Source organism: Aeromonas sp. EU05-FHT14A05 (assembly GCF_058791175.1).
Window position 1 is genome coordinate 95869 of the sequence record NZ_JBYTDH010000002.1, and the last position, 22649, is coordinate 118517.

Annotated in this window: 19 protein-coding genes and 1 tRNA gene; 9 read left to right on the forward strand and 11 right to left on the reverse strand. The window is 62.4% G+C overall.

The features are described from left to right. Positions 1 to 29: 29 nt before the first annotated feature. The 3 genes from AC3WR3_RS03715 to AC3WR3_RS03725 all read right to left on the reverse strand — a co-directional run bounded on the left by AC3WR3_RS03715 (position 30) and on the right by AC3WR3_RS03725 (position 3182). A complete protein-coding gene (locus AC3WR3_RS03715) occupies positions 30 to 2267 on the reverse strand; it encodes a phosphate ABC transporter permease (protein ID WP_342059835.1) in 2238 nt (745 codons plus the stop codon). Between the two features lie 202 nt (positions 2268 to 2469). Continuing rightward, entirely contained in the window at positions 2470 to 3009 is a 540-nt protein-coding gene (tadA, locus tag AC3WR3_RS03720; protein ID WP_492291206.1) for a tRNA adenosine(34) deaminase TadA, read from the reverse strand. Next, the gene (locus tag AC3WR3_RS03725; protein WP_492291207.1) at positions 3006 to 3182 is read right to left on the reverse strand and encodes a hypothetical protein; all 177 of its coding nucleotides are present in this window, start codon (positions 3180 to 3182) and stop codon (positions 3006 to 3008) included. Before AC3WR3_RS03725 ends, tadA begins: the two co-directional genes overlap by 4 nt. A 239-nt stretch (positions 3183 to 3421) precedes the next feature. Between AC3WR3_RS03725 and AC3WR3_RS03730 the strand changes: the two genes are divergently transcribed. The 4 genes from AC3WR3_RS03730 to aceA all read left to right on the forward strand — a co-directional run bounded on the left by AC3WR3_RS03730 (position 3422) and on the right by aceA (position 7595). Next, positions 3422 to 3498 (forward strand) — tRNA-Pro (locus tag AC3WR3_RS03730). A gap of 258 nt (positions 3499 to 3756) precedes the next feature. Beyond that, entirely contained in the window at positions 3757 to 3897 is a 141-nt protein-coding gene (locus tag AC3WR3_RS03735; protein ID WP_162852249.1) for a hypothetical protein, read from the forward strand. Between the two features lie 704 nt (positions 3898 to 4601). After that, on the forward strand, positions 4602 to 6209 hold the full coding sequence (gene aceB, locus AC3WR3_RS03740) for a malate synthase A (protein WP_492291208.1): 1608 nt from the start codon (positions 4602 to 4604) through the stop codon (positions 6207 to 6209). 72 nt (positions 6210 to 6281) lie between these two features. Beyond that, the gene (gene aceA / locus AC3WR3_RS03745; protein WP_111910109.1) at positions 6282 to 7595 is read left to right on the forward strand and encodes an isocitrate lyase; all 1314 of its coding nucleotides are present in this window, start codon (positions 6282 to 6284) and stop codon (positions 7593 to 7595) included. Between the two features lie 93 nt (positions 7596 to 7688). Here the strand turns inward: aceA and hda are convergent, their stop codons facing one another. The 3 genes from hda to upp form a co-directional block, all read right to left on the reverse strand. Beyond that, positions 7689 to 8390: a DnaA inactivator Hda gene (gene hda / locus AC3WR3_RS03750; RefSeq protein WP_162519142.1), complete on the reverse strand. Its 702-nt coding sequence runs from the start codon at positions 8388 to 8390 to the stop codon at positions 7689 to 7691. A gap of 102 nt (positions 8391 to 8492) precedes the next feature. After that, the gene (locus AC3WR3_RS03755; RefSeq protein WP_492291209.1) at positions 8493 to 9521 is read right to left on the reverse strand and encodes a DUF2066 domain-containing protein; all 1029 of its coding nucleotides are present in this window, start codon (positions 9519 to 9521) and stop codon (positions 8493 to 8495) included. Positions 9522 to 9664: 143 nt separating this feature from the next. Further along, positions 9665 to 10291: a uracil phosphoribosyltransferase gene (gene upp, locus AC3WR3_RS03760; protein WP_005302745.1), complete on the reverse strand. Its 627-nt coding sequence runs from the start codon at positions 10289 to 10291 to the stop codon at positions 9665 to 9667. 175 nt (positions 10292 to 10466) lie between these two features. Here upp and purM point away from each other — a divergent pair, with 175 nt between their 5' ends. Both purM and purN read left to right on the forward strand, forming a co-directional pair. Further along, positions 10467 to 11504, forward strand: a complete 1038-nt coding sequence (gene purM / locus AC3WR3_RS03765) for a phosphoribosylformylglycinamidine cyclo-ligase (protein ID WP_492291210.1) — start codon at positions 10467 to 10469, stop codon at positions 11502 to 11504. A gap of 8 nt (positions 11505 to 11512) precedes the next feature. After that, positions 11513 to 12151: a phosphoribosylglycinamide formyltransferase gene (purN, locus tag AC3WR3_RS03770; protein WP_492291211.1), complete on the forward strand. Its 639-nt coding sequence runs from the start codon at positions 11513 to 11515 to the stop codon at positions 12149 to 12151. A 119-nt stretch (positions 12152 to 12270) separates the two neighbouring features. Here the strand turns inward: purN and AC3WR3_RS03775 are convergent, their stop codons facing one another. From AC3WR3_RS03775 to AC3WR3_RS03795, 5 genes are all read right to left on the reverse strand, one after another. Continuing rightward, complete coding sequence (locus AC3WR3_RS03775; RefSeq protein ID WP_492291212.1) at positions 12271 to 13032, reverse strand: Nif3-like dinuclear metal center hexameric protein; 762 nt, start codon at positions 13030 to 13032, stop codon at positions 12271 to 12273. Positions 13033 to 13174: 142 nt separating this feature from the next. Continuing rightward, complete coding sequence (locus AC3WR3_RS03780) at positions 13175 to 14509, reverse strand: sigma-54-dependent transcriptional regulator (protein WP_202046119.1); 1335 nt, start codon at positions 14507 to 14509, stop codon at positions 13175 to 13177. Positions 14510 to 14564: 55 nt separating this feature from the next. Continuing rightward, on the reverse strand, positions 14565 to 15599 hold the full coding sequence (locus tag AC3WR3_RS03785) for a sensor histidine kinase (RefSeq protein WP_492291213.1): 1035 nt from the start codon (positions 15597 to 15599) through the stop codon (positions 14565 to 14567). A gap of 105 nt (positions 15600 to 15704) precedes the next feature. Beyond that, on the reverse strand, positions 15705 to 17126 hold the full coding sequence (locus AC3WR3_RS03790; protein WP_492291214.1) for a sigma-54 dependent transcriptional regulator: 1422 nt from the start codon (positions 17124 to 17126) through the stop codon (positions 15705 to 15707). Between the two features lie 247 nt (positions 17127 to 17373). Next, positions 17374 to 18222 carry a DUF2726 domain-containing protein gene (locus AC3WR3_RS03795; protein WP_202046122.1) on the reverse strand — a complete coding sequence of 283 codons (849 nt, stop codon included), beginning with the start codon at positions 18220 to 18222 and terminating at the stop codon, positions 17374 to 17376. Positions 18223 to 18477: 255 nt separating this feature from the next. Here AC3WR3_RS03795 and AC3WR3_RS03800 point away from each other — a divergent pair, with 255 nt between their 5' ends. From AC3WR3_RS03800 to ppx, 3 genes are all read left to right on the forward strand, one after another. Continuing rightward, positions 18478 to 18990 carry a glycine cleavage system transcriptional repressor gene (locus AC3WR3_RS03800; RefSeq protein WP_139434884.1) on the forward strand — a complete coding sequence of 171 codons (513 nt, stop codon included), beginning with the start codon at positions 18478 to 18480 and terminating at the stop codon, positions 18988 to 18990. A 76-nt stretch (positions 18991 to 19066) separates the two neighbouring features. Next, positions 19067 to 21136 (forward strand): polyphosphate kinase 1, encoded by a 2070-nt coding sequence (gene ppk1, locus AC3WR3_RS03805; protein ID WP_247626569.1) that lies wholly within the window; start codon positions 19067 to 19069, stop codon positions 21134 to 21136. Then, the gene (gene ppx, locus AC3WR3_RS03810; RefSeq protein WP_319913397.1) at positions 21126 to 22616 is read left to right on the forward strand and encodes an exopolyphosphatase; all 1491 of its coding nucleotides are present in this window, start codon (positions 21126 to 21128) and stop codon (positions 22614 to 22616) included. The genes ppk1 and ppx overlap by 11 nt, the downstream gene beginning before the upstream one ends. Positions 22617 to 22649 lie beyond the last annotated feature (33 nt).

Genomic DNA, 22649 nt, shown 5'->3' on the forward strand with positions numbered 1-22649 from the left:
CAGAACGCCGCTTTTGATGGAACGGCTCATTACAGAGAGCTGTACTTTTCACGCAACCGCTGACGGATGAACTCGGCCAGGGTGTTGAACATAAAGGTGAATACGAAGAGGACGAAGGCCGCGAGGAAGAGCACACGGTAGTGGGAGCTGCCCACTTCCGACTCCGGCATCTCCACCGCTATGTTCGCCGCCAGGGTACGCAGTCCCTGGAACATGGAGAAGTCCATGATGGGGGTGTTGCCGGTGGCCATCAGCACTATCATGGTCTCGCCCACGGCGCGGCCCAGGCCCATCATCACAGCCGAGAAGATCCCCGGACTCGCGGTCAGGATCACCACCCGGCTCAGGGTCTGCCAGGGGGTGGCGCCGAGCGCCAGGGAGCCCTGGGTCAGGTGCTTGGGCACCGAGAAGACCGCATCTTCGGCGATGGAGAAGATGGTGGGTATGACGGCGAAGCCCATGGCGATGCCGACCACCAGGGAGTTGCGCTGGTCAAACTTGATGCCCATCTCGTGGGTCAGCCAGATGCGCGAATCCCCGTGCATGAAGGCATTCTCGATGAGCGGGCTCAAGGCGAAGGCGCCCCAGCCAATCAGCAGCAGCACAGGAATGAGCAGGATGGCGTGCCAGCCCTCCGGCAGCCAGGAGCGGCCGCGCTCCGGCAGGTAGTTCCACACCAGGGCGGTGAGCAACATGCCCATCGGCAGCAACAGCAGCAGCAGGATCACCCCTGGCAGCGCCCCCTCGATGATGGGGGCCAGCCACAGACCCGCCAGGAAGCCGAGGATGACGGTCGGCAGCGCCGCCATGATCTCCACCGTCGGCTTGACATATTTGCGCAGACCCGCCGACATGAAGTAGGCGGTGTAGATGGCACCGGCCACACCGAGCGGCACCGCAAACAGCATGGCATAGAAGGAGGCCTTGAGGGTCCCGAACACCAGGGGCACCAGGCTCAGCTTGGCTTCGAAGTCGTTGCTGGCAGAGGTGGACTGCCACACATACTGGGGCTCCGGATACCCTTCGTACCACACCTCCTGCCACAGGGCGGACCAGGTCACCTCGGGGTGATCGTTCTCCACCTCGAATACCTTGAAGTCATTCCCCTGCTGGGTCAGCAACAGGTTGTGACGGGGAGAGATGGCCAGGGCCGCCAGGGCGCCCCCTTCTATGGTCTCGCCAAGCAGCTTGGCCTCGCCGGTGGCGTGGAAGAAGTTGATGGTCCCGTCGTTGGTGGCGCTGATGAAGCCCTTGCGGAAATGCTCCGGGGTCAGCAGCGCGACCGGGCCGTCGCCCTTGAAGTCACGGATCTGGGTGAACTGGCGCTTGCCATCCTTCGCCACCTCGAACCACTGGGAGATGACGCCATTGTCATTGCCCACCATCAGGGAGGAGGCGCCGGAGAGCAGGGCAACCTGGGTCACGTCGGCGTTGGGGGCATTGATCTCCATGACGTCGCGCAGGGAGATGTCGCTCAGGTTGTGAATGTCATAGACAGACAGGCGATTGCCTTCACGCACGAACAGGATGCGCAGATTGGGGGTCAGCAGCATCTGATCCACGTGACGAGGCAGGGAAGGAATGGCGTAGTTCTGGCGGCTCCACTCGATCTCGCCGGAGAGGAAGTTCTCCTCACCGCTCATCACCGTCATCACGCCACGGCCATCCTCGGTCACGGCGGCGGTGGCCATCTTGTCCTTGGTCGCCTCGAACACCATGCGGGTCAGCGCCTTGCCCTGGGGATCTATCACCACAGGCTCTTCGCCGAAGGGATATTGCAGGCTGGGCTCGATGACGCGCACGTCATTCGGGTAGGAGACCTTGAACGAGGGCTGCACCACCATGGCCTTGCCATCGGCAAAGCCATAGGCGATGAGCTTCTGGCCAGGCGCGGGAGGGGCGACGGCGGTGACGTCACCGGCCACACTGGCCTGACCCAGCACCTGACCCACCTTGACGCCGCCATCCGCCTTGACGGCGAAGAAGCTGACCTGACCCTGGTCGTTGAAGCGATACCCTATCTCGTTCTGCTCCTCGACGCCGAGCCAGGCCGTCTTGCCCTGCGTCGGCAGGGTAAAGGAGGAGGTCGCCTCCACGCTGGCGCCATTGAAGATGGGTTTCACCACATAGAGCAGGTAGAAGAAGATAAGCAGCAGGGCCACCAGTACCAGGGCTCCCCCTGTGGTGACGCCGTATTTGGCCAATTTATCCTTGATCCGGCGTTTTCTACTGCCCGCCATGACCAGGTTTAACGATTCCGATGACATGCAAGACCTCAATGTGAGCTAGGCTTGGCGGCATTATATGGCGGTTGCATGACAGTTTTGTTACATCGAGAACCTCTGTGAAGAGGTTATTTCAGGAGGGATACAGACCGGAGATCGAGGGCAAGCCGAAGTGCCAACCCTCTGTTTTATATGTGGATATGTGAATAAAATCCGGGACGGGCAAGACGATGCCCCGCCCGCCTCAGAGGGCCGGGCCACCACTTTGTTTCAGCGCCTCTCTGGCCGCCTTCTTCTCGGCGCGGCGCCGCTTGAAGAAGTCCGACAGCTGGGCCGAGCAGGCCTCTGCCAGCACGCCTCCCGTCAGCGCCACCCTGTGGTTGTGGCGCGGGTCCTGCAAAATGTCGAACACTGAGCCCGCCGCCCCCGTCTTGAGATCGCGGGCCCCGTAGACCACCCGCTTCACCCGGCTGTGGATCAGGGCACCGGCACACATGCAGCAGGGCTCCAGCGTCACATAGAGGGTGGTGTCGAGCAGCCGGTAGTTCTCCAGCGTGATGCCGGCGGCACGGATCGCCATGATCTCCGCATGGGCGCAGGCGTCATGGGCGCTGATGGAGCGGTTCCACCCCTCGCCGACCACCTCGTCCCCCAGCACCAGCACGGCACCGACCGGGATCTCCCCTATCCCTTCCGCCCTGGCCGCCAGAGCCATGGCATGACGCATCCAGCGCTCGTCCCGCCGTGCCTGATCGAAGACATCATTGTTTTCTGATGGCGTCACGCCCTTACCTCTCTGTCGCTATGCAGCCTGCGCACCTCGGACAACAGCACAGTGCCGACCAGGATCTCACCCGTTTCCCCTTCCGCCCTGGTCGCCAGGGCCATGGCATGACGCATCCAGCGCTCGTCCTGGGTGATCTGCATCTCGGCTGCATTCTTCTGTACTGGCTCCACGGCCGATCCTCTCATTTATCTGTATTCATCATCAAAGACGGCCCTGTCCGCTCGGCCCGGATCCAGGGCCACCTGCACCGGGCGAGGTGGGCGGCGATTATGCCAAAACTCCTGCCAAGGCCCAAGTTGCATCTTGGTTGAGCAATAAAGAAGCAATCGGCATCTCCCTGATAAAAAAGGAGTTGCACCCTAGAGTTCATCCTATTAGACTCCCTTCCCGTCAGCCGAGCTGACTCCGTCGGTGTGTAGCGCAGCCAGGTAGCGCATCTGCATGGGGTGTAGAGGGTCGGAGGTTCGAATCCTCTCACACCGACCATTTTCCCCGAAAATAGCCCAGTCAAACGACTGGGCTATTTTTTTGCCTTCTTTCTACCCGTCCCCTGCACGTCCTCTTCTTGTCTCACCCCGGTGGCTTGCACAGAGGCGGTGATGGCATGAATTTTATACAGAACCACTTGAAGCTTTCATAAAGTCCCGCTAGGATACGCAACTTTTCCGCCGGCCATCAGACAGGGAGGTGGCATCAGGGTGAGGGAATCACCAACCGGCTTGCAATCCATTGAGGCAAGCACCCATGAACCAAGCAGTCGACACTCAGCCCGATCAGCCCCTTCTCTCCTCACCCCATTCCGATCTCGAATCCACCGACACCGGCCCCGGCGGCACAGTGCATCTCGATGTGATCGATCTCGCCGCGCCGGATGATGACTACTGAGGCGATTCTGGCCGAGCCCCTCTCCAAACCCTGCGGATGAAAGGCCGGTTTTGTTGTCCGGCACCCCGTCCCGACCCGGCTAAAAAGCCGCCAACGAAAATAACCATAAAATGCTGATAAACATCCAGGGATTGGTGTTATTCACTACTCCGTTCCCCGTCATCTCCCTCCCCCCTGCCCCCGCCCCTTGATACAAACCTACGTTATTGCTCGTCATTTCTACCACTCGCCCCCCTATGCCCCCACTTCGCAAGATTTGACCATTTCGTTTTAAACATCAGTTCACCTGTCAATGACGTCACATACCAGATGCAGACTGTGTTGGTAGCAGGCATTTCATACAGCTGTTTTCGCAAAGCCTGGAGTAAGGTCGGGATTTGTTTTTGCATTGGTAATTTTATTACGTAATTAATTACATTTTTGATGTGCCACACCCGGCGCTTTCATCCCCCCTGACAGCCTTGTCAGCCGAGAGCATAACCATCTGCGTAGAGCTTTTATGCTAATCACATAACCACTTTAAAAACATCAACTTAAATACCAACCAAAAACACCTGTTTTAAAAATCAAGTTGACGAACCAAGCATTATTTTGCACCTTATGAGTCGTGTTACCCCGCTGTTACGGGGAGTTTAAGAGAAACAGATATAGACGTTAGTCGTAGTTAGTAAGTTCAAAATGTAACTTTTAAAGGAGTGAAACCTATGTCGGCACCGGCCCAGACCATCAGCAGCACCCGTCTGCGCATCCAAGGCGAGATGCTTCCCGATTACGCGCAGATCCTGACGCCGGATGCGGTGGCCCTGGTATCCGAACTGGTGGAACGCTTCGCTCCTCAGCGCAATGAGCTGCTGAAACAACGGGTGGCTCGCCAGGCTCGCATCGATGGCGGCGAGTTGCCGGACTTCCTGCCCGAAACCGCCCACATCCGCGAAGGCAGCTGGACAGTGCGCGGCATTCCCGCCGATCTGCAGGACCGCCGTGTGGAGATCACAGGGCCGGTCGAGCGCAAGATGGTGATCAACGCCCTCAACGCCAACGTCAAGGTGTTCATGGCGGACTTCGAGGATTCACTGGCGCCCGCCTGGAACAAGGTGATCGAGGGTCAGATCAACCTGCGCGATGCGGTCAATGGCACCGTCTCCTACACCAGTCCGGAAGGCAAGGCTTACACCCTCAATCCCGATCCCGCCGTGCTTATCTGCCGGGTCCGTGGCCTGCATCTGCCGGAAAAACACGTCACCTTCGATGGCGAGGCCATCCCCGGCGGCCTGTTCGACTTCGCCCTCTACTTCCTGCACAACCACAAGGCGCTGCTGGCCAAGGGCTCGGGCCCCTACTTCTATGTGCCCAAGCTGCAGAGCCACCTGGAAGGTCGCTGGTGGAGCGAGGTGTTCGCCTGGACCGAGGACAAGTTCGGTCTGCCCCGCGGCACCATCAAGGCCACCGTCCTCATCGAGACCCTGCCTGCGGTGTTCGAGATGGATGAGCTGCTCTATCAGATGAAGGATCACATAGTGGCGCTGAACTGCGGCCGCTGGGACTACATCTTCAGCTACATCAAGACCTTGAAGAATCACCCTGACCGTGTCCTGCCGGACCGCCAGGTGGTGACCATGGACAAGCCGTTCCTCTCCGCCTACTCGCGCCTGCTGATCAAGACCTGTCACAAGCGCGGCGCGCTGGCCATGGGTGGCATGGCGGCCTTTATCCCGGCGAAAGATCCTGCGGTGAATGAACAGGTATTTGCCAAGGTGAAGGCGGATAAAGAGCGTGAAGCCAACAACGGCCACGACGGCACCTGGGTGGCCCACCCCGGCCTCGCCGATACCGCCATGGCGGTGTTCAACGCCGCCATCCCGGCTGGCGCCAAGAACCAGATCGATGTGCTGCGCGAGCAGGATGCTCCCATCACCGCCGCCGATCTGCTGGCCCCCTGCGAGGGGGAGCGCACCGAGACGGGCATGCGCACCAACATCCGGGTCGCCCTGCAATACCTGGAGGCCTGGATCAACGGCAACGGCTGCGTGCCCATCTACGGCCTGATGGAAGACGCCGCCACCGCCGAGATCTCCCGCACCTCCATCTGGCAGTGGATCCGCCACGGCAAGAGCCTCACCAATGGCAAGGTGGTGACCAAGGCGCTGTTCCGCCAGATGCTGGCCGAGGAGCAGGAGGTGGTCAAACGCGAACTGGGCGAGGCCCGCTGGCAGGCAGGTCGTTTCGCCGAGGCGAGCGAGCTGATGGAGCAGATCACCTGCGCCGACACCCTGATCGATTTTCTGACGCTGCCCGGTTACGAGCGGCTCTGAATCCGGGCCCCGGGAGGGGCTCGTCCATAACAAATCAATGGAAACGTGAAATCAATGAAAGAGGGAACTGATATGGCACTGACCCGTGAGCAACAGATCCAGGCTATCGAGAAAGACTGGGCAGAAAACCCCCGCTGGAAAGGGATCAAACGCGGCTACAGCGCCGAAGACGTGGTAAACCTGCGCGGCAGCCTGCAGCCGGCACACACCCTGGCCCAGCGCGGCGCCGACAAGCTGTGGGAGCTGATCCACGGCGGCGCCAAGAAGGGCTACGTCAACTGCCTCGGTGCCCTGACCGGCGGCCAGGCGGTGCAGCAGGCCAAGGCGGGCATAGAGGCCATCTACCTCTCCGGCTGGCAGGTGGCGGCGGACAACAACCTCTCTTCCACCATGTATCCGGATCAGTCCCTCTACCCGGCCAACTCTGTCCCGTCCGTGGTGGAGCGCATCAACAACTCGTTTGCCCGTGCCGACCAGATCCAGTGGGCCAACAAGGTGGGTCCGCAGGATGCCGGCTTCATCGACTACTTCCTGCCGATCGTCGCGGATGCGGAAGCCGGTTTCGGCGGCGTGCTGAACGCCTTCGAGCTGATGAAGGGCATGATTGAAGCGGGCGCCGCCGGCGTGCACTTCGAAGATCAGCTCGCATCCGTGAAGAAGTGCGGTCACATGGGGGGCAAGGTGCTGGTGCCGAGTCAGGAAGCGGTGCAAAAACTGATCGCCGCCCGTCTGGCCGCGGATGTCTGCGGCACCACCACGCTAGTGATCGCCCGTACCGACGCCAACGCCGCCGACCTGCTGACCACGGATGCCGATCCCTACGATGCCGGCTTCCTGACCGGTGAGCGTACCGCCGAGGGCTTCTACAAGGTGCAGGCCGGTATCGAGCAGGCCATCTCTCGCGGCCTGGCCTATGCCCCTTACGCCGACATGGTGTGGTGCGAGACCGCCAAGCCGGATCTGGACGAGGCTCGCCAGTTTGCCGAGGCCATCAAGGCCCAGTACCCGGACAAGATCCTGGCCTACAACTGCTCCCCGAGCTTCAACTGGAAGAAGAACCTGGACGATGCCACCATCGCCCGCTTCCAGCAGGAGCTCTCCGACATGGGCTACAAGTACCAGTTCATCACCCTCGCGGGCATCCACAACATGTGGTTCCACATGTACGAGCTGGCCTACCAGTACGCCCGCGGCGAAGGGATGAAGCACTACGTCGAGATGGTGCAGCAGCCCGAGTTTGCGGCCGCCGAGCGGGGCTACACCTTCGTGGCCCACCAGCAGGAAGTGGGTACCGGTTACTTCGACAAGGTGACCACCGTCATCCAGGGTGGCCAGTCCTCAGTGACAGCGCTGACAGGTTCCACCGAAGAAGATCAGTTCCACTGATAGACATTGAGATAGCAAAACCCCGGCCTGGTGCCGGGGTTTCTTTTTGCTCGCCACTCAAGGATGTGGCGCAGACAGGCAATCACCGTTGGCTCAGAGTTCGAGGATCTCTTTGACAAAGGGGATGGTGAGCTTGCGCTTGGCGCGAAAGGAGGCGTTGTCGAGCTGATTGAGGGTGGTGAGCAGGGTGCGCATGTCGCGGGACAAGCGGTTGAGCAGGAAGCGGCCCACGTCGATGGGCAGTTTGAAGCCCCGCAGCTCGGCACGCAGCTGCAGGGCACTGAGCTTGCCTTCGTCATCGAGCTCGTCGAGATGGAAACTCACTCCCCAATCGAGGCGGGAGGCGAGATCCGGCAGTTGCAGCCCCAGCTTGCGCGGGGCGCTGCAGCCGGTGACCACCAGGGTACCCTCGCCTTTCTCTTTCCAGCGATTGTAAAAATCGAACAGGGCCCGCTCCCACAGGGCGTTGCCGGCGATGGCTTCCAGGCTGTCGAGACAGACCAGGGGCAGGCTTTCGAGGGCGTCGAGCATGCTGGGATCCAGCTGTTCGAACTGGTCGAGGGAGAGATAGGCGGCGGCGGCGTCGCGTGCGTTGACCTCGGCGCAGGTGGCGTGCAGCAGGTGGGAGCGTCCGGAGCCCTTGGCTCCCCAGAAATAGAGGAAAGGAGCGCCCTGACCGATGGCCGCATTCTTGAGGGCGGTGATCAGATGGGCGTTGTTGCCGGGATAGAAACTGACGAAGGTTTCATCATCCGGTAATTGTACGGCTAAAGACAGTTGGGCCGGTTGCTTCACTCGTTGGGCTTTGACTGTGATATTTGCGCCCAAGTGTATCATTGCAGCGGCAGATAGAGAACCGCCCGGGTCATGCCGGGCGGTTGGGATCAGCAGAAAGCGTCAGGGCTGCGACCATTGATAACGCAGACCGCTCTCGCTGTCTTCGATCTGGTGCAGGCGGCTCTCCAGTTGCAGGCCCCTTACCAGCTCGGCCTTGTCCCCCTGAAGCGACAGGTTGAAGGTGACCTTGTCCCCCTCCAGCTTGCCGATCGCCACCTTGGTGACGCTGGCCATGCCCTGCAGCATCTTCTGTATCTGGATCATGCCGTCGATGCCGGACAACCCCTCTACCACCAGGGTCTGGCTGGAGACGACCCCGGACAGGCGAGTGCCGTACTGTTGCACCAGCCAGCCCGCCAAGGCATCGGCCATGCCCTGCGCCACCTCGGCCTGGGTACCCGAGCCGGCCCCCTTGGTCAGCTCGGTCAGCTCTGCGCCGCCCTGAGCTCCCGGCTTGGCGCCATAGAGCCCCCAGTCAATACTCCACTTCTCCCCTTCCGGCGTCAACTTGCCCAGCACCACCATTTCGGCGCCATAGCGCTCGCTCGCCTTGAGGATGGGGTCAGCGAAGCGGCCCCAGACATCGGTGGCGCTGACCGCCATGTTGTCGTCCAGATCCATCAGCGGGATGCTGACCGGCAATCCCATGGCCTGGGCCTGGCCGCGCAGGGCGGCGGACCAGCCGTCGCTGGACTGATCCGGCAGTATGCGGCGCTCCCCTTCATCTATTACCAGCCAGAGTGCAATTTGCGGGCGGACGGGCCCGAGCAGGGGGAACTTGCTCTGGCCTACCAGGGCATTGACCTTGGCCACGTTGAAATCGGCCTTGAGAAACTTGACCGGTCCCACATCCTGATAGCCGTAGTGCTGCACATAGTCACCGGGGGCCGCCAGCGCCTTGGCCACCTCGGGTTGGGTGAGGATGTCGCGCCTGCCGGTCACCTTGACGAGTACCTCCCCCAGTGCCTGGGACTGGGCGGCCGTCATATCGCCGCTGGTCGGCGCCTTGCCCTGATAGAGGTCGGTCACCTGGGCAGCCGACACCATGAGTGGCAGACAGCAGAGGAGAGTCGCTAAGCGTTTCAGCATAAAGAAGATTCTCGAAATGGGGGATGCTGCTTATGGTAGCGGCAAGGCGCGCATGGCAGCAAGCCGGAGGGCGGGATAAACGACGGAGCCGGCAAGGTGCCGGCTCCGTTTGCGCGCAGAGAGAGCGGCTATGGCGTCAGGGGTTACTTGGTGCCGAAGATCTTGTCGCCGGCATCCCCCAGACCCGGGACTATGTAGCCCTTCTCGTTCAGCCCCTGATCGATGGAGGCACAGAACAGCTCCACGTCGGGGTGAGCGGCTTCCAGCGCCTTGATCCCTTCCGGGGCGGCAACCAGCACCAGCACCTTGATGGACTGGCAGCCTTTCTTCTTCAGCAGATCTATGGTGGCAATCATGGAGCCGCCGGTGGCCAGCATGGGGTCGATGACCAGGGCCAGACGCTCTTCGATGTTGCTGACGATCTTCTCGAAATAGGGAACCGGCTGCAGGGTCTCTTCATCACGGTAGATGCCGACCACGCTGACACGGGCACTCGGCATGTGCTCGAGCACACCATCCATCATGCCAAGACCGGCGCGCAGGATAGGCACGACGGTGACCTTCTTGCCCTTGATCTGGTCAACTTCCACTGGCCCGTTCCAGCCATCGATGGTAACTTTCTCGGTTTCGAAGTCAGAGGTCGCTTCGTAGGTCAACAGACTGCCCACTTCCTTGGCCAGTTCACGGAAACGCTTGGTGCTGATGTCGCCTTCGCGCATCAGGCCGATCTTGTGCTTGACCAGGGGGTGTTTTACTTCAACGACTTTCATTATTATCTCCTCGAACCGGCGCCAAAAAATCGCGGAATCATACAACAAAAGCCGCGGCTTGTAGAGCTTTTCCACGCAAAAACGCGCAAACGATTTTCTTTCTGCTTTTACCCGCCCACTGGTAGAATACGCCCCGAATTTTACCCTCCACTTCTCTATATGACGGGGAATACGCGTGACTGACAAAACCTCACTGAGCTACAAGGATGCTGGCGTGGATATCGATGCCGGCAATGCACTGGTTGAACGTATCAAGGGCGTGTCAAAGCGCACTCGTCGTCCTGAAGTCCTTGGTGGTCTTGGCGGCTTTGGGGCCCTGTGTCAAATCCCTGCTGGCTACAAGGAGCCGGTACTGGTATCCGGTACCGACGGTGTGGGCACCAAGCTGCGTCTGGCCATCGATCTGAAGAAGCACGATACCGTGGGCATCGATCTGGTGGCCATGTGCGTCAATGACCTCATCGTGCAAGGCGCCGAGCCCCTGTTCTTCCTCGACTACTATGCCACCGGCAAGCTGGATGTGGACACCGCCGCCGCCGTGGTCACCGGCATAGGTGCAGGCTGCGAGCAGTCCGGCTGCGCCCTGGTGGGCGGCGAGACCGCCGAAATGCCTGGCATGTATGAAGGGGAAGACTACGACATCGCCGGTTTCTGCGTCGGTGTGGTGGAGAAAAGCGAGATCATCGACGGTAGCAAGGTCGGCGAAGGGGATGCCCTGATCGCCCTGGCCGCGAGCGGCCCCCACTCCAACGGCTTCTCCCTGGTGCGCAAGATCCTGGAAGTCTCCCAGGCCGACGTGCATCAGCCGCTGGGTGACACCACCCTGGCCAACGCCCTGCTGGAGCCGACCCGCATCTATGTGAAGCCGGTGCTCAAGCTCATCAAGGAGTGCGAGATCCACGCCCTGTCCCACATCACAGGTGGCGGCTTCTGGGAGAACATCCCCCGCGTGCTGCCCGTCAATACCCAGGCGGTGATCGACGAACAGAGCTGGCAGTGGCCGGCGGTGTTCAGCTGGCTGCAGCAGGCTGGCAACGTCACCCGTCACGAGATGTACCGCACCTTCAACTGCGGTGTCGGCATGATCATCGCCCTGCCGGCGGATCAGCTGGACAAGGCGCTGGCCCTGCTCAAGGCCGAAGGCGAGAACGCCTGGCACATAGGCCACATCGCCAAGGCGGCCGATGGCGAAGAGCAAGTCATCATAAAATGACCTCCCCCATGAAACGGATCCTGGTGCTGATCTCCGGCAACGGCAGCAACCTGCAGACCATTCTCGACCACTGCGCCAGCGGCAAGGTTGCCGGTGAGGTGGTCGGCGTCATCAGCAACAGGGCCGATGCCTACGGCCTGGTTCGCGCCAAAGAAGCCGGGGTGGCCACCGCCATCCTGGCCCAGCAGCAGTTTGCCAGCCGGGAGGAGTATGACGTCGCCCTGCTCGCCCTGATGGCGGACTATCAGCCGGATCTGGTGGTGCTGGCCGGCTTTATGCGGATCCTGAGCGCCGATCTGGTGCGTCACTTCGCCGGGCGGATGATCAACATCCACCCCTCGTTGCTGCCGAAATACCAGGGGCTGCACACCCACCAGCGCGCCATCGACGATGGGGAGCGCGAGCACGGCGCCAGCGTCCACTTCGTCACCGAGGAGCTGGACGGCGGCCCTGTGATCCTGCAGGCTCGCGTCCCCATCTTCGAAGGGGACAGTGCCGACGAGGTGGCTGCCCGGGTGCAGGTCCAGGAGCACAGCATCTACCCCCTGGTGGTGCAGTGGTTCTGCGAGGGACGGCTCAAGATGCGGGAGGGTGCCGCCCTCTTGGATGGTGCCGAACTCGGCCCGGCGGGTCACGCCAGCGAGTAACCGCTCCTCGCTGCATGCAAAATGTAACAAGGGAGGCTTTGGCCTCCCTTGTCATTTCTGCATATCGACGTCATGACATGCAGTCATGTCCGATGACGCCGCCATGCGGCTAATCGACCCTATACCGGATTGTCGATATCGATAAAGGTCACCTCCAGCCCGTGCACTGTGGCGAGCCACTCCCCCAGCGCCTTGACGCCGTAACGTTCGGTGGCGTGGTGACCTGCTGCGTAGAAGTGCATCCCCATCTCGCGGGCGGTGTGGATGGTCTGCTCTGAAGCCTCACCCGAAATGAAGGCATCGATCCCCTGCTCCGCCGCCTGGTTGATATAGCTCTGGCCGCCGCCGGTGCACCAGGCCACTGAGCTGATGAGCTCGGGGCCGCTGTCGCCGCAATGGAGCGGCTCACGGCCGAGCCGCTCGGCAATCAGTTTGGCAAAGTCGGCTCCGCTCATGGGGGTTTCCAGCTTGCCCACCATGGCCACGCTCTTGCTGTTCCAGGGTTCGAGACCACGGCGCACCTTGATGCCGAGCAGCCTGGCGAGCTGGGCGTTGTTACCCACCTCGGGGTGCACGTCCAGCGGCAGGTGGTAGGCAAACAGGTTGATGTCGTGGGTCAGCAGGGTCTTGAGGCGGCGCTGCTTCATGCCGGTGATCTGGGGTGGTTCCCCGCTCCAGAAGTAGCCGTGATGGACCAGGATGGCATCGGCATCCTGGGCCACAGCCGCATCGATCAGGGCCTGGCTGGCGGTGACGCCGGTGACCACCCGGCGAATGCGCTCGCGCCCCTCCACCTGCAGCCCGTTGGGACAGTAGTCCTTGATGGCGTGAGGCTCGAGCAGGTGGTTGAGCACGGTTTCCAGTTTGCGATGAGAGATCATAGGAGTCCCTTGTAAAGGCGCTGCTCCCCCTTGACTGCGATCAGGCTCTTGTCTGCAGTCACAACGGGGCCCAGGCTCATGATGCCGAGGGTCCCATGATAATCGAGCCGGGCCGGCAAGGCCATGACACCGGCAACAGGTGCTAGGCGGGCAGCTCTATGCCGGCGTCACGCATCTGGGCCAGCTTGTAGCGCAGGGTGCGCGGGCTGATGCCGAGCTTGTCGGCCACCTCCTTGCGGCTGCCGTTGCACTCCTGCAGGGTGTCCAGGATGATCTGGTGCTCCTGCTGCTTGAGCTCGCCGCCGAGCCCCTCCCCCGACAGACGCTCGAGGGGGCGCACCAGCTCCTCGTCCGTCTCCTCCAGGATCAGATGCTCGCAGCCGATGAGCCCCTCGGGGCAGAGGATCAGGGCCCGCTGCACCACGTTGTCCAGCTCGCGCACGTTGCCGGGCCAGGGGTGGGCCAGCAGGCGCTCGCGCGCCGCATCGGCCAGCTGCGGTGTCGGCAGCCCCTGCTGACTGGCATGGAGCGCCAGCAGGTGCTCCGCCAGGGGCAGTATGTCGCCGGGCCGCTCCCAGAGGGAGGTCCAGCGCAGGGGGAAGACATTGAGACGGTAGTAGAGATCCTCGCGAAACAGGCCGTCCTGCACCGCTTTTTTCAGATCCCGGTTGCTGGTGGCGATGACCCGCACGTCCAGCGGGATCATCTTGCGGCTGCCGAGCCGCTCCACCTCTTTCTCCTGCAGCACCCGCAGCAGCTTGGCCTGCAGGCCGAGATCCATCTCGGTGATCTCGTCGAGCAGCAGGGTGCCGCCCTGGGCCTGCTCGAACTTGCCCGGGCACCCCTGCACGGCGCCGGTGAAGGCCCCCTTCTCGTAGCCGAACAGGGTCGCCTCCAGCATGTTCTCCGGGATGGCGGCGCAGTTGATGGCGACGAAGGCCTGCTCGGCGCGGCTGGAGTTGTCGTGGATGTAGCGGGCCAGCACCTCTTTGCCCGTCCCGCTCGGGCCTGTCACCATGACGGTGGCTTCGCTTCTGGCGACCCGGGTCGCCAGCTGGAACAGCTCGGCGGTCCTGGGATCGCCATAGACCACGGCGCGCTTCTCCACCTTCTGGGCCGGCACGTAACGGCTGACCTGGTTGAGCAGCACCTCGGGGGAAAACGGCTTGGCCAGATAGTCGATGGCCCCCTCCCGCATGGCGCGCACGGCACCGTCGATGTTGGCGTAGGCGGTCATCAGGAGCACAGGCACCTGGGGATATTGCTGGCGGATGTTGGCCAGCAGGGTGAGGCCGTCCATGCCCCCCATCTGGATGTCCGAGATCACCATGTCGAAGCGCTGGCGAGAGAGTGCCAGCAGGGCCCGCTCGCCGCTGTCCACCTCGCGGCACTCGTAACCGCCGAGCAGCAGGGTATCCACCAGCGCCTCGCGCAGGCCGTTGTCGTCTTCCACCACCAGAATACGGGCCTGGGTCATGCCACACCTCCAACCACGGGCCCGCAGGCCTTGCACCACAGGGACAAGATGGGATTCATGCTACACCTCCAAGCTGCACCGCTTGCTGATGCAGGGGGAACGACAGGGTAAAACAGGTCCCTTCTCCGGGCACCGAGGCCACGCTGACCTCCCCCTGATGGGCACGCACCACGGATTGCACCACGGCAAGCCCGAGGCCTGTGCCCTGGGAGCGGGTGGTGAAGAAGGGTTCGAAGATCTGGCTGAGCAGCTGGGCAGGCATCCCCTTGCCATTGTCGAGGACGCGCATCTCCACCCGGTTGCCGCTGCGCACCGCGCTCACCAGGAGCGAATCGGCCCCGGCCTGTCTGGCGTTGGCGATCAGGTTGTTGATGGCCCCCGCCAGGGCACTGCTGTTGGCGAGCAGGCAGAGATCCGGTTCGGGCGCCTCCATGTGCAGCGCGCAGCCCTGCTGCTGGCAGAAGGCCTCGGCACCGGCCTGCACCTCCGCCAGCAGCCCCTGTACCGAGACAGGGGCCACCACCTGGCTGTCGCCGTTGCGGGCAAACAGCAGTATGTCGTTTATCTGCTTCTCGAGATCCTGCAGCCGGGCCATCAACTTTTGCTGGAACTGGGTGCGGGATTCCGGTTTCAGGGTACGGTTCGCGAGGTTGGCCGCATAGAGCATGGCGGCGGAGAGGGGGGTGCGGATCTGGTGTGCGAGGGAGGCCGCCATGTTGCCCAGGGCCGACAACCGTTTCATGTGGTTGACCCTGTCCTGCAACTGGCGCGTCTCGGTGAGATCCGTGATGAACACCAGCTGGCCGGGCTGATCCGGCAGCGGCTGGGTGGAGAGTTGCACCCGGCGACCGTCCCGCAGGGAGATCTCGTGACCATCGTCTTCCCTGGGCTGGAAACAGCGGGCGATGATCTGGCGCCAGGCCTGCCCCTCCAGCGGCACCCCCAGCAGGGTCAGGGCGGCCGGGTTGGCGCGGGTGATCCTCCCCTCCCCATCGAGCAGCAGCACGCCGGTCGGCAGTGCCGTGAAGATGGCATAAAGCTGACTCACTTCGTGTGACTGGAGCGGATTGTCCTGCTGCGAGATTGTCATAAAGCTGACCTCAAACTGGCGATTGGGTCAGCTTATTCAATTTCCATGCCAGTTAATTACTTGTTATATATCAATGCCTTGACTGTGGCCGTCAAAGCATTGACCTCAGTTGTCCTTGCTCATGCCGTATTTTTTCATCTTCTCCACCAGGGTGGTGCGGCGCATGCTCAGCAGGTCGGCGGCGCGGGCCACCACCCCGTCCTGGGACTCCAGCGCCTGACGGATCAGCTCCACCTCGAGATCCGCCAGCATCTCCTTGAGATTGAGCCCCTCCTGGGGCAGCTGCATGGGCAGCGGCGCGGCAAGGCCCGGCTCCAGCGCAGGAGGCGTCTGGAACACGGCGGCCAGGGCATCCCGCTCGTCCATCTCGGTGAGCCGCTCGTCCCTCGGCTCGCTTGGCAGCAGACGGTAGCGACCGGGCAAGTCCGCCACGTCGATGATCTGGTTCGGGTAGAGGATCAGCAGCCGCTCGATGAGGTTCGATAACTCCCGCACGTTGCCAGGCCAGGGGTACTGCATCAGGGACTCCATGGCCCGCTGGGTCAGGCGGATGATCCCCCTGTGCTGCTCCCCGTGGCGGTTGAGCAGCTCCTGCAGCAGCAAAGGGATGTCGTCGCAGCGCTCGCGCAGGGGCGGCGTCTCTATGGGGAAGACGTTGAGGCGATAGTAGAGATCCTCGCGAAAACCCTGGGTGCGGATCATCGCCTCCAGATCCCTGTGGGTCGCCGCTATGATGCGTACATCGGCCTGGATGGGCTTGCCGCCCCCGACCCTGTCGAACAGTCGCTCCTGCAGCACCCGCAGCAGCTTGACCTGCATCGGCAGCGGCATGTCACCGATCTCGTCGAGGAACAGGGTGCCCCCCTGGGCCAGCTCGAAGCGGCCGCGACGGGCGGCGATGGCGCCGGTGAAGGCCCCCTTCTCGTGGCCGAACAACTCGCTCTCCAGGAGCTCAGCCGGAATGGCGCCGCAGTTGATGGGCACGAAGGGGCCCGAGCTTCGGGCAGAGAGCTCGTGGATGGCGCGGGCCACCACCTCCTTGCCGGTCCCGGACTCCCCCAGGATCAGCACGTTGGCGTCTGTTTGTGCCACCTGGCCTATGAGGCGGCGCACCTCCTGGATCCCCCGCCCCTTGCCCACCAGCAGCCGCAACAGGGTCTGGCCCTTGTCATGCACCTGCTGGCGGGGATGGAGGGAGATGAAGGCCTGACAGAAGTGCAGGTGGCGCGTCAGAGACTCATAGGTATAGGGCTCGTCGCTGCCACCGATGAAGTTGCTGTTGGGATGATCGGCCTGCATCAGGGAGAGGAAGGGGATGCGGGGGAAGGCGGCCAGCAGCTCGCCGAGGGAGCGCTCCAGCAGCTTGCCCGTCAGTATCCCTTGCAGCGGGCCGGAAGATTCAATGGCCACGTCCAGATCGGCTTCCACCACCTCCTGCCAGGGGATCCCCATGAAGGAGAGCACTGTCCCCAGTTGCTGACGCCGCTGTTCATCGGCATCAACGATCAACACCCCCATAGCCATCATATTTATCTTCCTTACACACCTGACGCCAAGTTATTGTTTTTTAAGTGCTTATGATAATGAGCCATGCACTGTGTTATAGGGTGCACAAAGTGCCAAAATTCTGGCGGTTTGTCAAAACTTGTCGCGCTCGGCGCGGCCCGGGCGGGATGGGGATCACACTCGGACAGCCGCTGTCGGCCAGGCGCCCGGGGTGGAACGCGGTGCAGGAGAGGCAAGGCGCCGACCGCAGCCGGCGCCAGAGCGGGGATCAGTGCCTGGCCTGCTCCTGGGGGGCGGCGTAACGGCACTCGGGGAAACGGCTGCAGGCCAGGAACAGACGGCCAGCATGGGGACCCTTCTTCGCTTCCCGGGCCACCAGGGGCGCCGCGCAGCGGGGGCAATGGGGCACAGAGGCGGACGCTTCCTCCTCCTCTTCGTCCGGGCCGATGAAGGGGTTGTCCATCAGCACCGGCCCCTGCTCGTCAGGCTGAGGCGGCTCGGCCTGTGGCGCCCTGGGCATGCGCCCCCCGTGGTGGGATGCACTCAAGTCCACACCGTCGAGCAGCAAGGGGTTGAAGGTCGGCTCGCGGCGCTCCCCCGGCAACAGATCCTCCACCGGGAGGCTCGTCTTGACCAGCAGGGGCAGCAACAGCTCGCGCAGCTCGTCGACCTGGTAATGGCTGCTGGCCGGGATCTGCAGCAGCGGCAGGCCGGCGCTGTCACAGGCAGATTTCAGGAAGAGATCCCGCACCTTGCGCTTCTGGTGGCGATGGGCGCTGTCATCGAGCTCGACGGCGCACAGGAAGGAGAGATCCGTCGGGTGGCAGAGCAGGTAGTCGAAGCGCTTGGCGCTGATCATGTCGAACGCCTGCTGCCACTTGCCCTTGCCCAGGCGCGCCTGCGGGGTCAGCACATCCGCCACCCTGACCTTGGCAAAGACCCGGGCCTGGTCGCCCACCGCCAAGTCCAGCACCCCGAGGAAGGCGCGCTCGGCGGGGCTGAACAGGGTCTCCTGCAGCTCATAGGGCTCGGCCTTGCCCCTCTTGCTCCTGCGCCAGAGGATCACCAGCAGGAGCAGCACCAACAACACGGATCCCGACACGACAAGGCTATTCATAAACACATACCCCGTTCACAAGACATATCCAGTTCATCAAACACGAAGGGGCAACACTCTACCACGGGGGAACCCCGGCAGGCAGAGCTGAAATCAACGCCGCTCCGGCATTCGCGTTTTTTCACTAAATTTGCGTGAGGCGGGCTTCATATGGCCTGTCGCAGCAGGCACAATGCTAGAGCCTATGGACGTTTCGGCGCACAGAGTCGCGGCCAGGCGTCAATGACCCACGCAGTCCCATTCAAGGAGAGCAGGATGCAAAAGCAATTGGTCGTCACCGTGATCGGCGCAGACAAGCCCGGCATCGTCGAGAGCCTGGCCGATACCATCACCCGGCAGCAGGGCAACTGGCTGGCCAGCTCCATGAGCGAACTGGCGGGGCAGTTTGCCGGCATTTTGCACGTCGCCGTGCCGGACGAACACTACCGCAGCCTGTGCGAGGCACTGGTGATGCTGCCGGGTCTCACCGTGAGCTTCGCCGAAGGCCAGCTCAGCCCCGAGCCCGCCAACCAGCTGATGCTGAGCGTCACCGGCAACGACAGGCCCGGCATAGTCCACGAGGTGGCCAGCATACTGCGCCAGCTCAACATCAACGTCGCCGACCTCACCACGGGGTGCGAGCCCGCCCCCCACTCCGGGGCACCGCTCTTCTATGCCCATGCCCTGGTGGCCCTGCCGCCCCAGCTCGAACTCGACGATCTGATCACGGCGCTGGAGTCCCTCTCCGACGATCTGGTGGTCGACATCGATCACGATCTGACCGAATAACGCGGGTTGTCATAAATTTGTCATGGTTTGACGCCATAACTTCCGCGCAGACGCAACCTGAGTACAGAGGCACCAGATGAGCACCGACAGGCAGTATGAAGAGAAAGAGCTTAGCTGGCTCTCATTCAATGAACGGGTGTTGCAAGAGGCAATGGACAAGACGGTCCCCCTCATCGAGCGGGTCCGTTTTCTGGGGATCTTCTCCTCCAACCAGGATGAGTTCTTCAAGGTACGGGTCTCGGACGTCAAGCGCCGCATCCTCATCAACGAGGTGCACGGTGGCGATGACGAGGCCAAGGTGTTGCTGCGCGCCATCCAGCAGAAGGTGATGGCGCTCGGCGAGGCGTTTGACAACACCTACAAGGAGTTGCTGATCGCCCTGGCCCGCCACAACATCTTCCTGGTCAACGAGAACCAGCTCTCAGAGGCGATCCAGCAGTGGCTGCGGGTCTTCTTCAAGGAGAAGGTGCTGCGTCACATCATCCCCATCCTGCTCAACAAGGAGGTCAACCCGGTCAAGTTCCTCAAAGACGAGCACACCTATCTGGCCATCGAGATGAAGAAGAACGGCCAGGTGATCCAGTACGCCCTGGTGGAGGTGCCGACCGACGATCTGCCCCGCTTCTTCCAGCTGCCGCCGGAGGGGACCCGCCGCAAGAAGCAGATCATCATCCTGGACAACGTCATCCGCTTCTGTCTCGATGAGATCTTCAAGGGCTTCTTCGACTACGACGAGATAGCGGCCTATGCGGTCAAGCTGACCCGGGATGCGGAGTACGATCTCTCCGACCAGCTGGATCTGAGCCTGGTGGACAAGATGAGTGACGGCTTGAAGCAGCGCCTCACCGCCATGCCGGTGCGCTTCGTCTACGAGCGGGAGATGCCTGCGGCCATGATAAGCTTCCTGAAGCTCAAGCTGCAGATCAGCTCCTACGACGCCATCATGCCCGGCGGGCGCTATCACAACTTCAAGGATTTCATCGGCTTCCCCAACGTGGGCCGGGACTATCTGGAAAACCCCAAGCTACCGGCCCTGGATTGCCGCGATTTCGATGGCTTCGTCAACGCCTTCGACGCCATCACCAAGCAGGACATACTGCTCTACTACCCCTATCACAAGTTCCACCACTTCACCGAGCTGGTGCGCCAGGCGGCGTTCGATCCGGCGGTCAGCGCCATTCGCATCAATATCTACCGGGTCGCCAAGAAGTCGCGGATCATCCACTCCCTCATCGACGCCGCCAACAACGGCAAGAAGGTGACTGTGGTGGTGGAGCTGCGCGCCCGCTTCGACGAGGCGGCCAACATCGACTGGGCCAACATTTTGACCGATGCCGGGGTCAAGGTGGTGTTCGGGGTGCCCAGCCTCAAGATCCACTCCAAGCTCTGCCTCATCACCCGCCACGAGAATGGCGAGGCGGTGCGCTACGCCCATATCGGCACCGGCAACTTCAACGAGAAGACCGCCAAGATCTACACCGACTTCTCCCTGCTGACCCGCCACCCGGACATCACCGCCGAGGTGGAGGGGGTGTTCGAGTACATCGAGTACCCCTATAAACGCTACAAATTCAACCACCTGCTGGTCTCCCCCATCAACAGCCGCCGCCAGCTCTATCGCCTCATCGACAACGAGCTGGCCAACGCCAAGGCGGGCCAGCCCAGCGGCATCACCCTCAAGATCAACAACCTGGTGGACAGAGACCTCATCAACCGCCTCTATGCCGCCGGCCAGGCCGGGGTGCCCATCCAGATGATCATCCGCGGCATGTGTGCCCTGCGTCCCGGGGTACCTGGCCTGAGCGACAACATCCAGGTCATCAGCATCATAGACCGCTTCCTCGAGCACCCCCGGGTGATGGTGTTCCACAACAAGGGCAACCCCCAGCTGTTCATCTCCAGCGCCGACTGGATGAGCCGCAACATCGACGGCCGGATCGAGGTGGGCACCCCCATCTACGACGAGCGGCTGAAACAACGCATCCTGGACATCCTCGAGCTGCAGCTGAGCGACACCTGCAAGGCGCGGGTCATCGATGCCGATCAGAAGAACGAATACGTGAAGCGGGGCAACCGCCGCAAGGTTCGCTCCCAGGTTGCGATTTACGACTATCTCAAACGTATCGAGTCAAACAATGGACAATAGTCTGTACGCCGCTGTCGATCTGGGGTCGAACAGCTTCCACATGGTCATCGCCCGCCTCAACGAGGGGCGGATGCAGATCGTCGATCGCATCAAGGAGCGGGTTCGCCTCGCCGAGGGGATGGATGAGCAGCGCCGCATGTCGGCGGAGGCCATGGCCCGGGGGCTCGACTGCCTCGCCCTGTTCGCCGAGCGCCTCACCAACATCAAGCCGGATCAGATCCGCATCGCCGGCACCTACACCCTTCGCCGCGCCAGCAACGCCCGGGACTTCGTGCGCGAGGCGGCCGAGGTGCTCAACCACCCCATCGAGATCATCAGCGGCCAGGAAGAGGCGCGCCTCATCTATCAGGGGGTCGCCCATACCCAGCACATCGAAGGCCAGGTGCTGGTGGTGGACATCGGCGGCGGCAGCACCGAGCTGATTATTGGCGAGGGCTTCGAACCCAAGGCCCTCACCAGCCGCAAGATGGGGTGCGTCAGCTTCACCCAGAGCTTCTTTGCCAACGGCAAGCTGAGCGAGAAGGCCTTCAATAGCGCCGTGCTGGAGGCGCAGCACCAGCTCGCCCCCATCATCAACCAGTACCGCAAGCTGGGCTGGCAGAGCTGTCTCGGCAGCTCGGGCTCCATTCGCACCGTGCGCGACGTCTTGCAGGGGGAGGAGTGGACGGATGGCGCCATCACCCTGGCGGGTCTGGAGCGGCTGAAAGAAGAGATGCTCAGGCACAAGCGGGTCGACCAGCTCAAACTCGCCGGCCTCACCGAGGAGCGCCAGGGAGTCTTTGCCGCCGCCGTGGCCATACTGCTCGGGCTCTTCACCTCATTGCCCATCGAGCGGATGGAGTACTCCGACGGCGCCCTGCGCGAGGGGCTGCTCTATGAGTTCGAGGAGCGGCTGCAGCACCACGACATTCGCGAGCGCACCGCGCTGGCCCTCAGCTCCCACTACCACATCGACAAGCGCCAGGCCACCCGGGTGGAGCGGAGCGTCCTCGATCTGTTCGACGCCCTGAGCGATCCCTGGGAGATGCCCATCGAGCCCTATCGCGCCATCCTCGGCTGGGCGGCGCGGCTGCACGAGATCGGCCTTGCCATCAACTACAGCGGCATCCATCGCCACTCCGCCTACATCCTGCAGAACACGGATCTGCCCGGTTTCAACCAGGACGATCAGGCCCTGCTGGCGGCCCTGGTGCGCTTCCAGCGCAAGGGGCTCAAGCTCTCGGAGCTGCCCGCCCTGCCCAACCACGACGAGCAGACGGTGCTGCGCTGCATCCGCATCCTGCGCCTCGCGGTGGCGGCCCACCACAGGCGCCAGGACAACCTGTTGCCGGAGTGGCGGGTGCAGGCCGCCGGGGATCAGCTGGTGGTCACCCTGCCCACCGACTGGTGCGAGGAGAACCGCCTGCTGATCCAGAACCTGGAGAAGGAGCACCGCTATTGCCAGGAGCAGGGCTGGCCCCTGCTGTTCCAGCTCGGGTGATCGTTCACCTCAAACGAAAGAAGGCAGCCGATG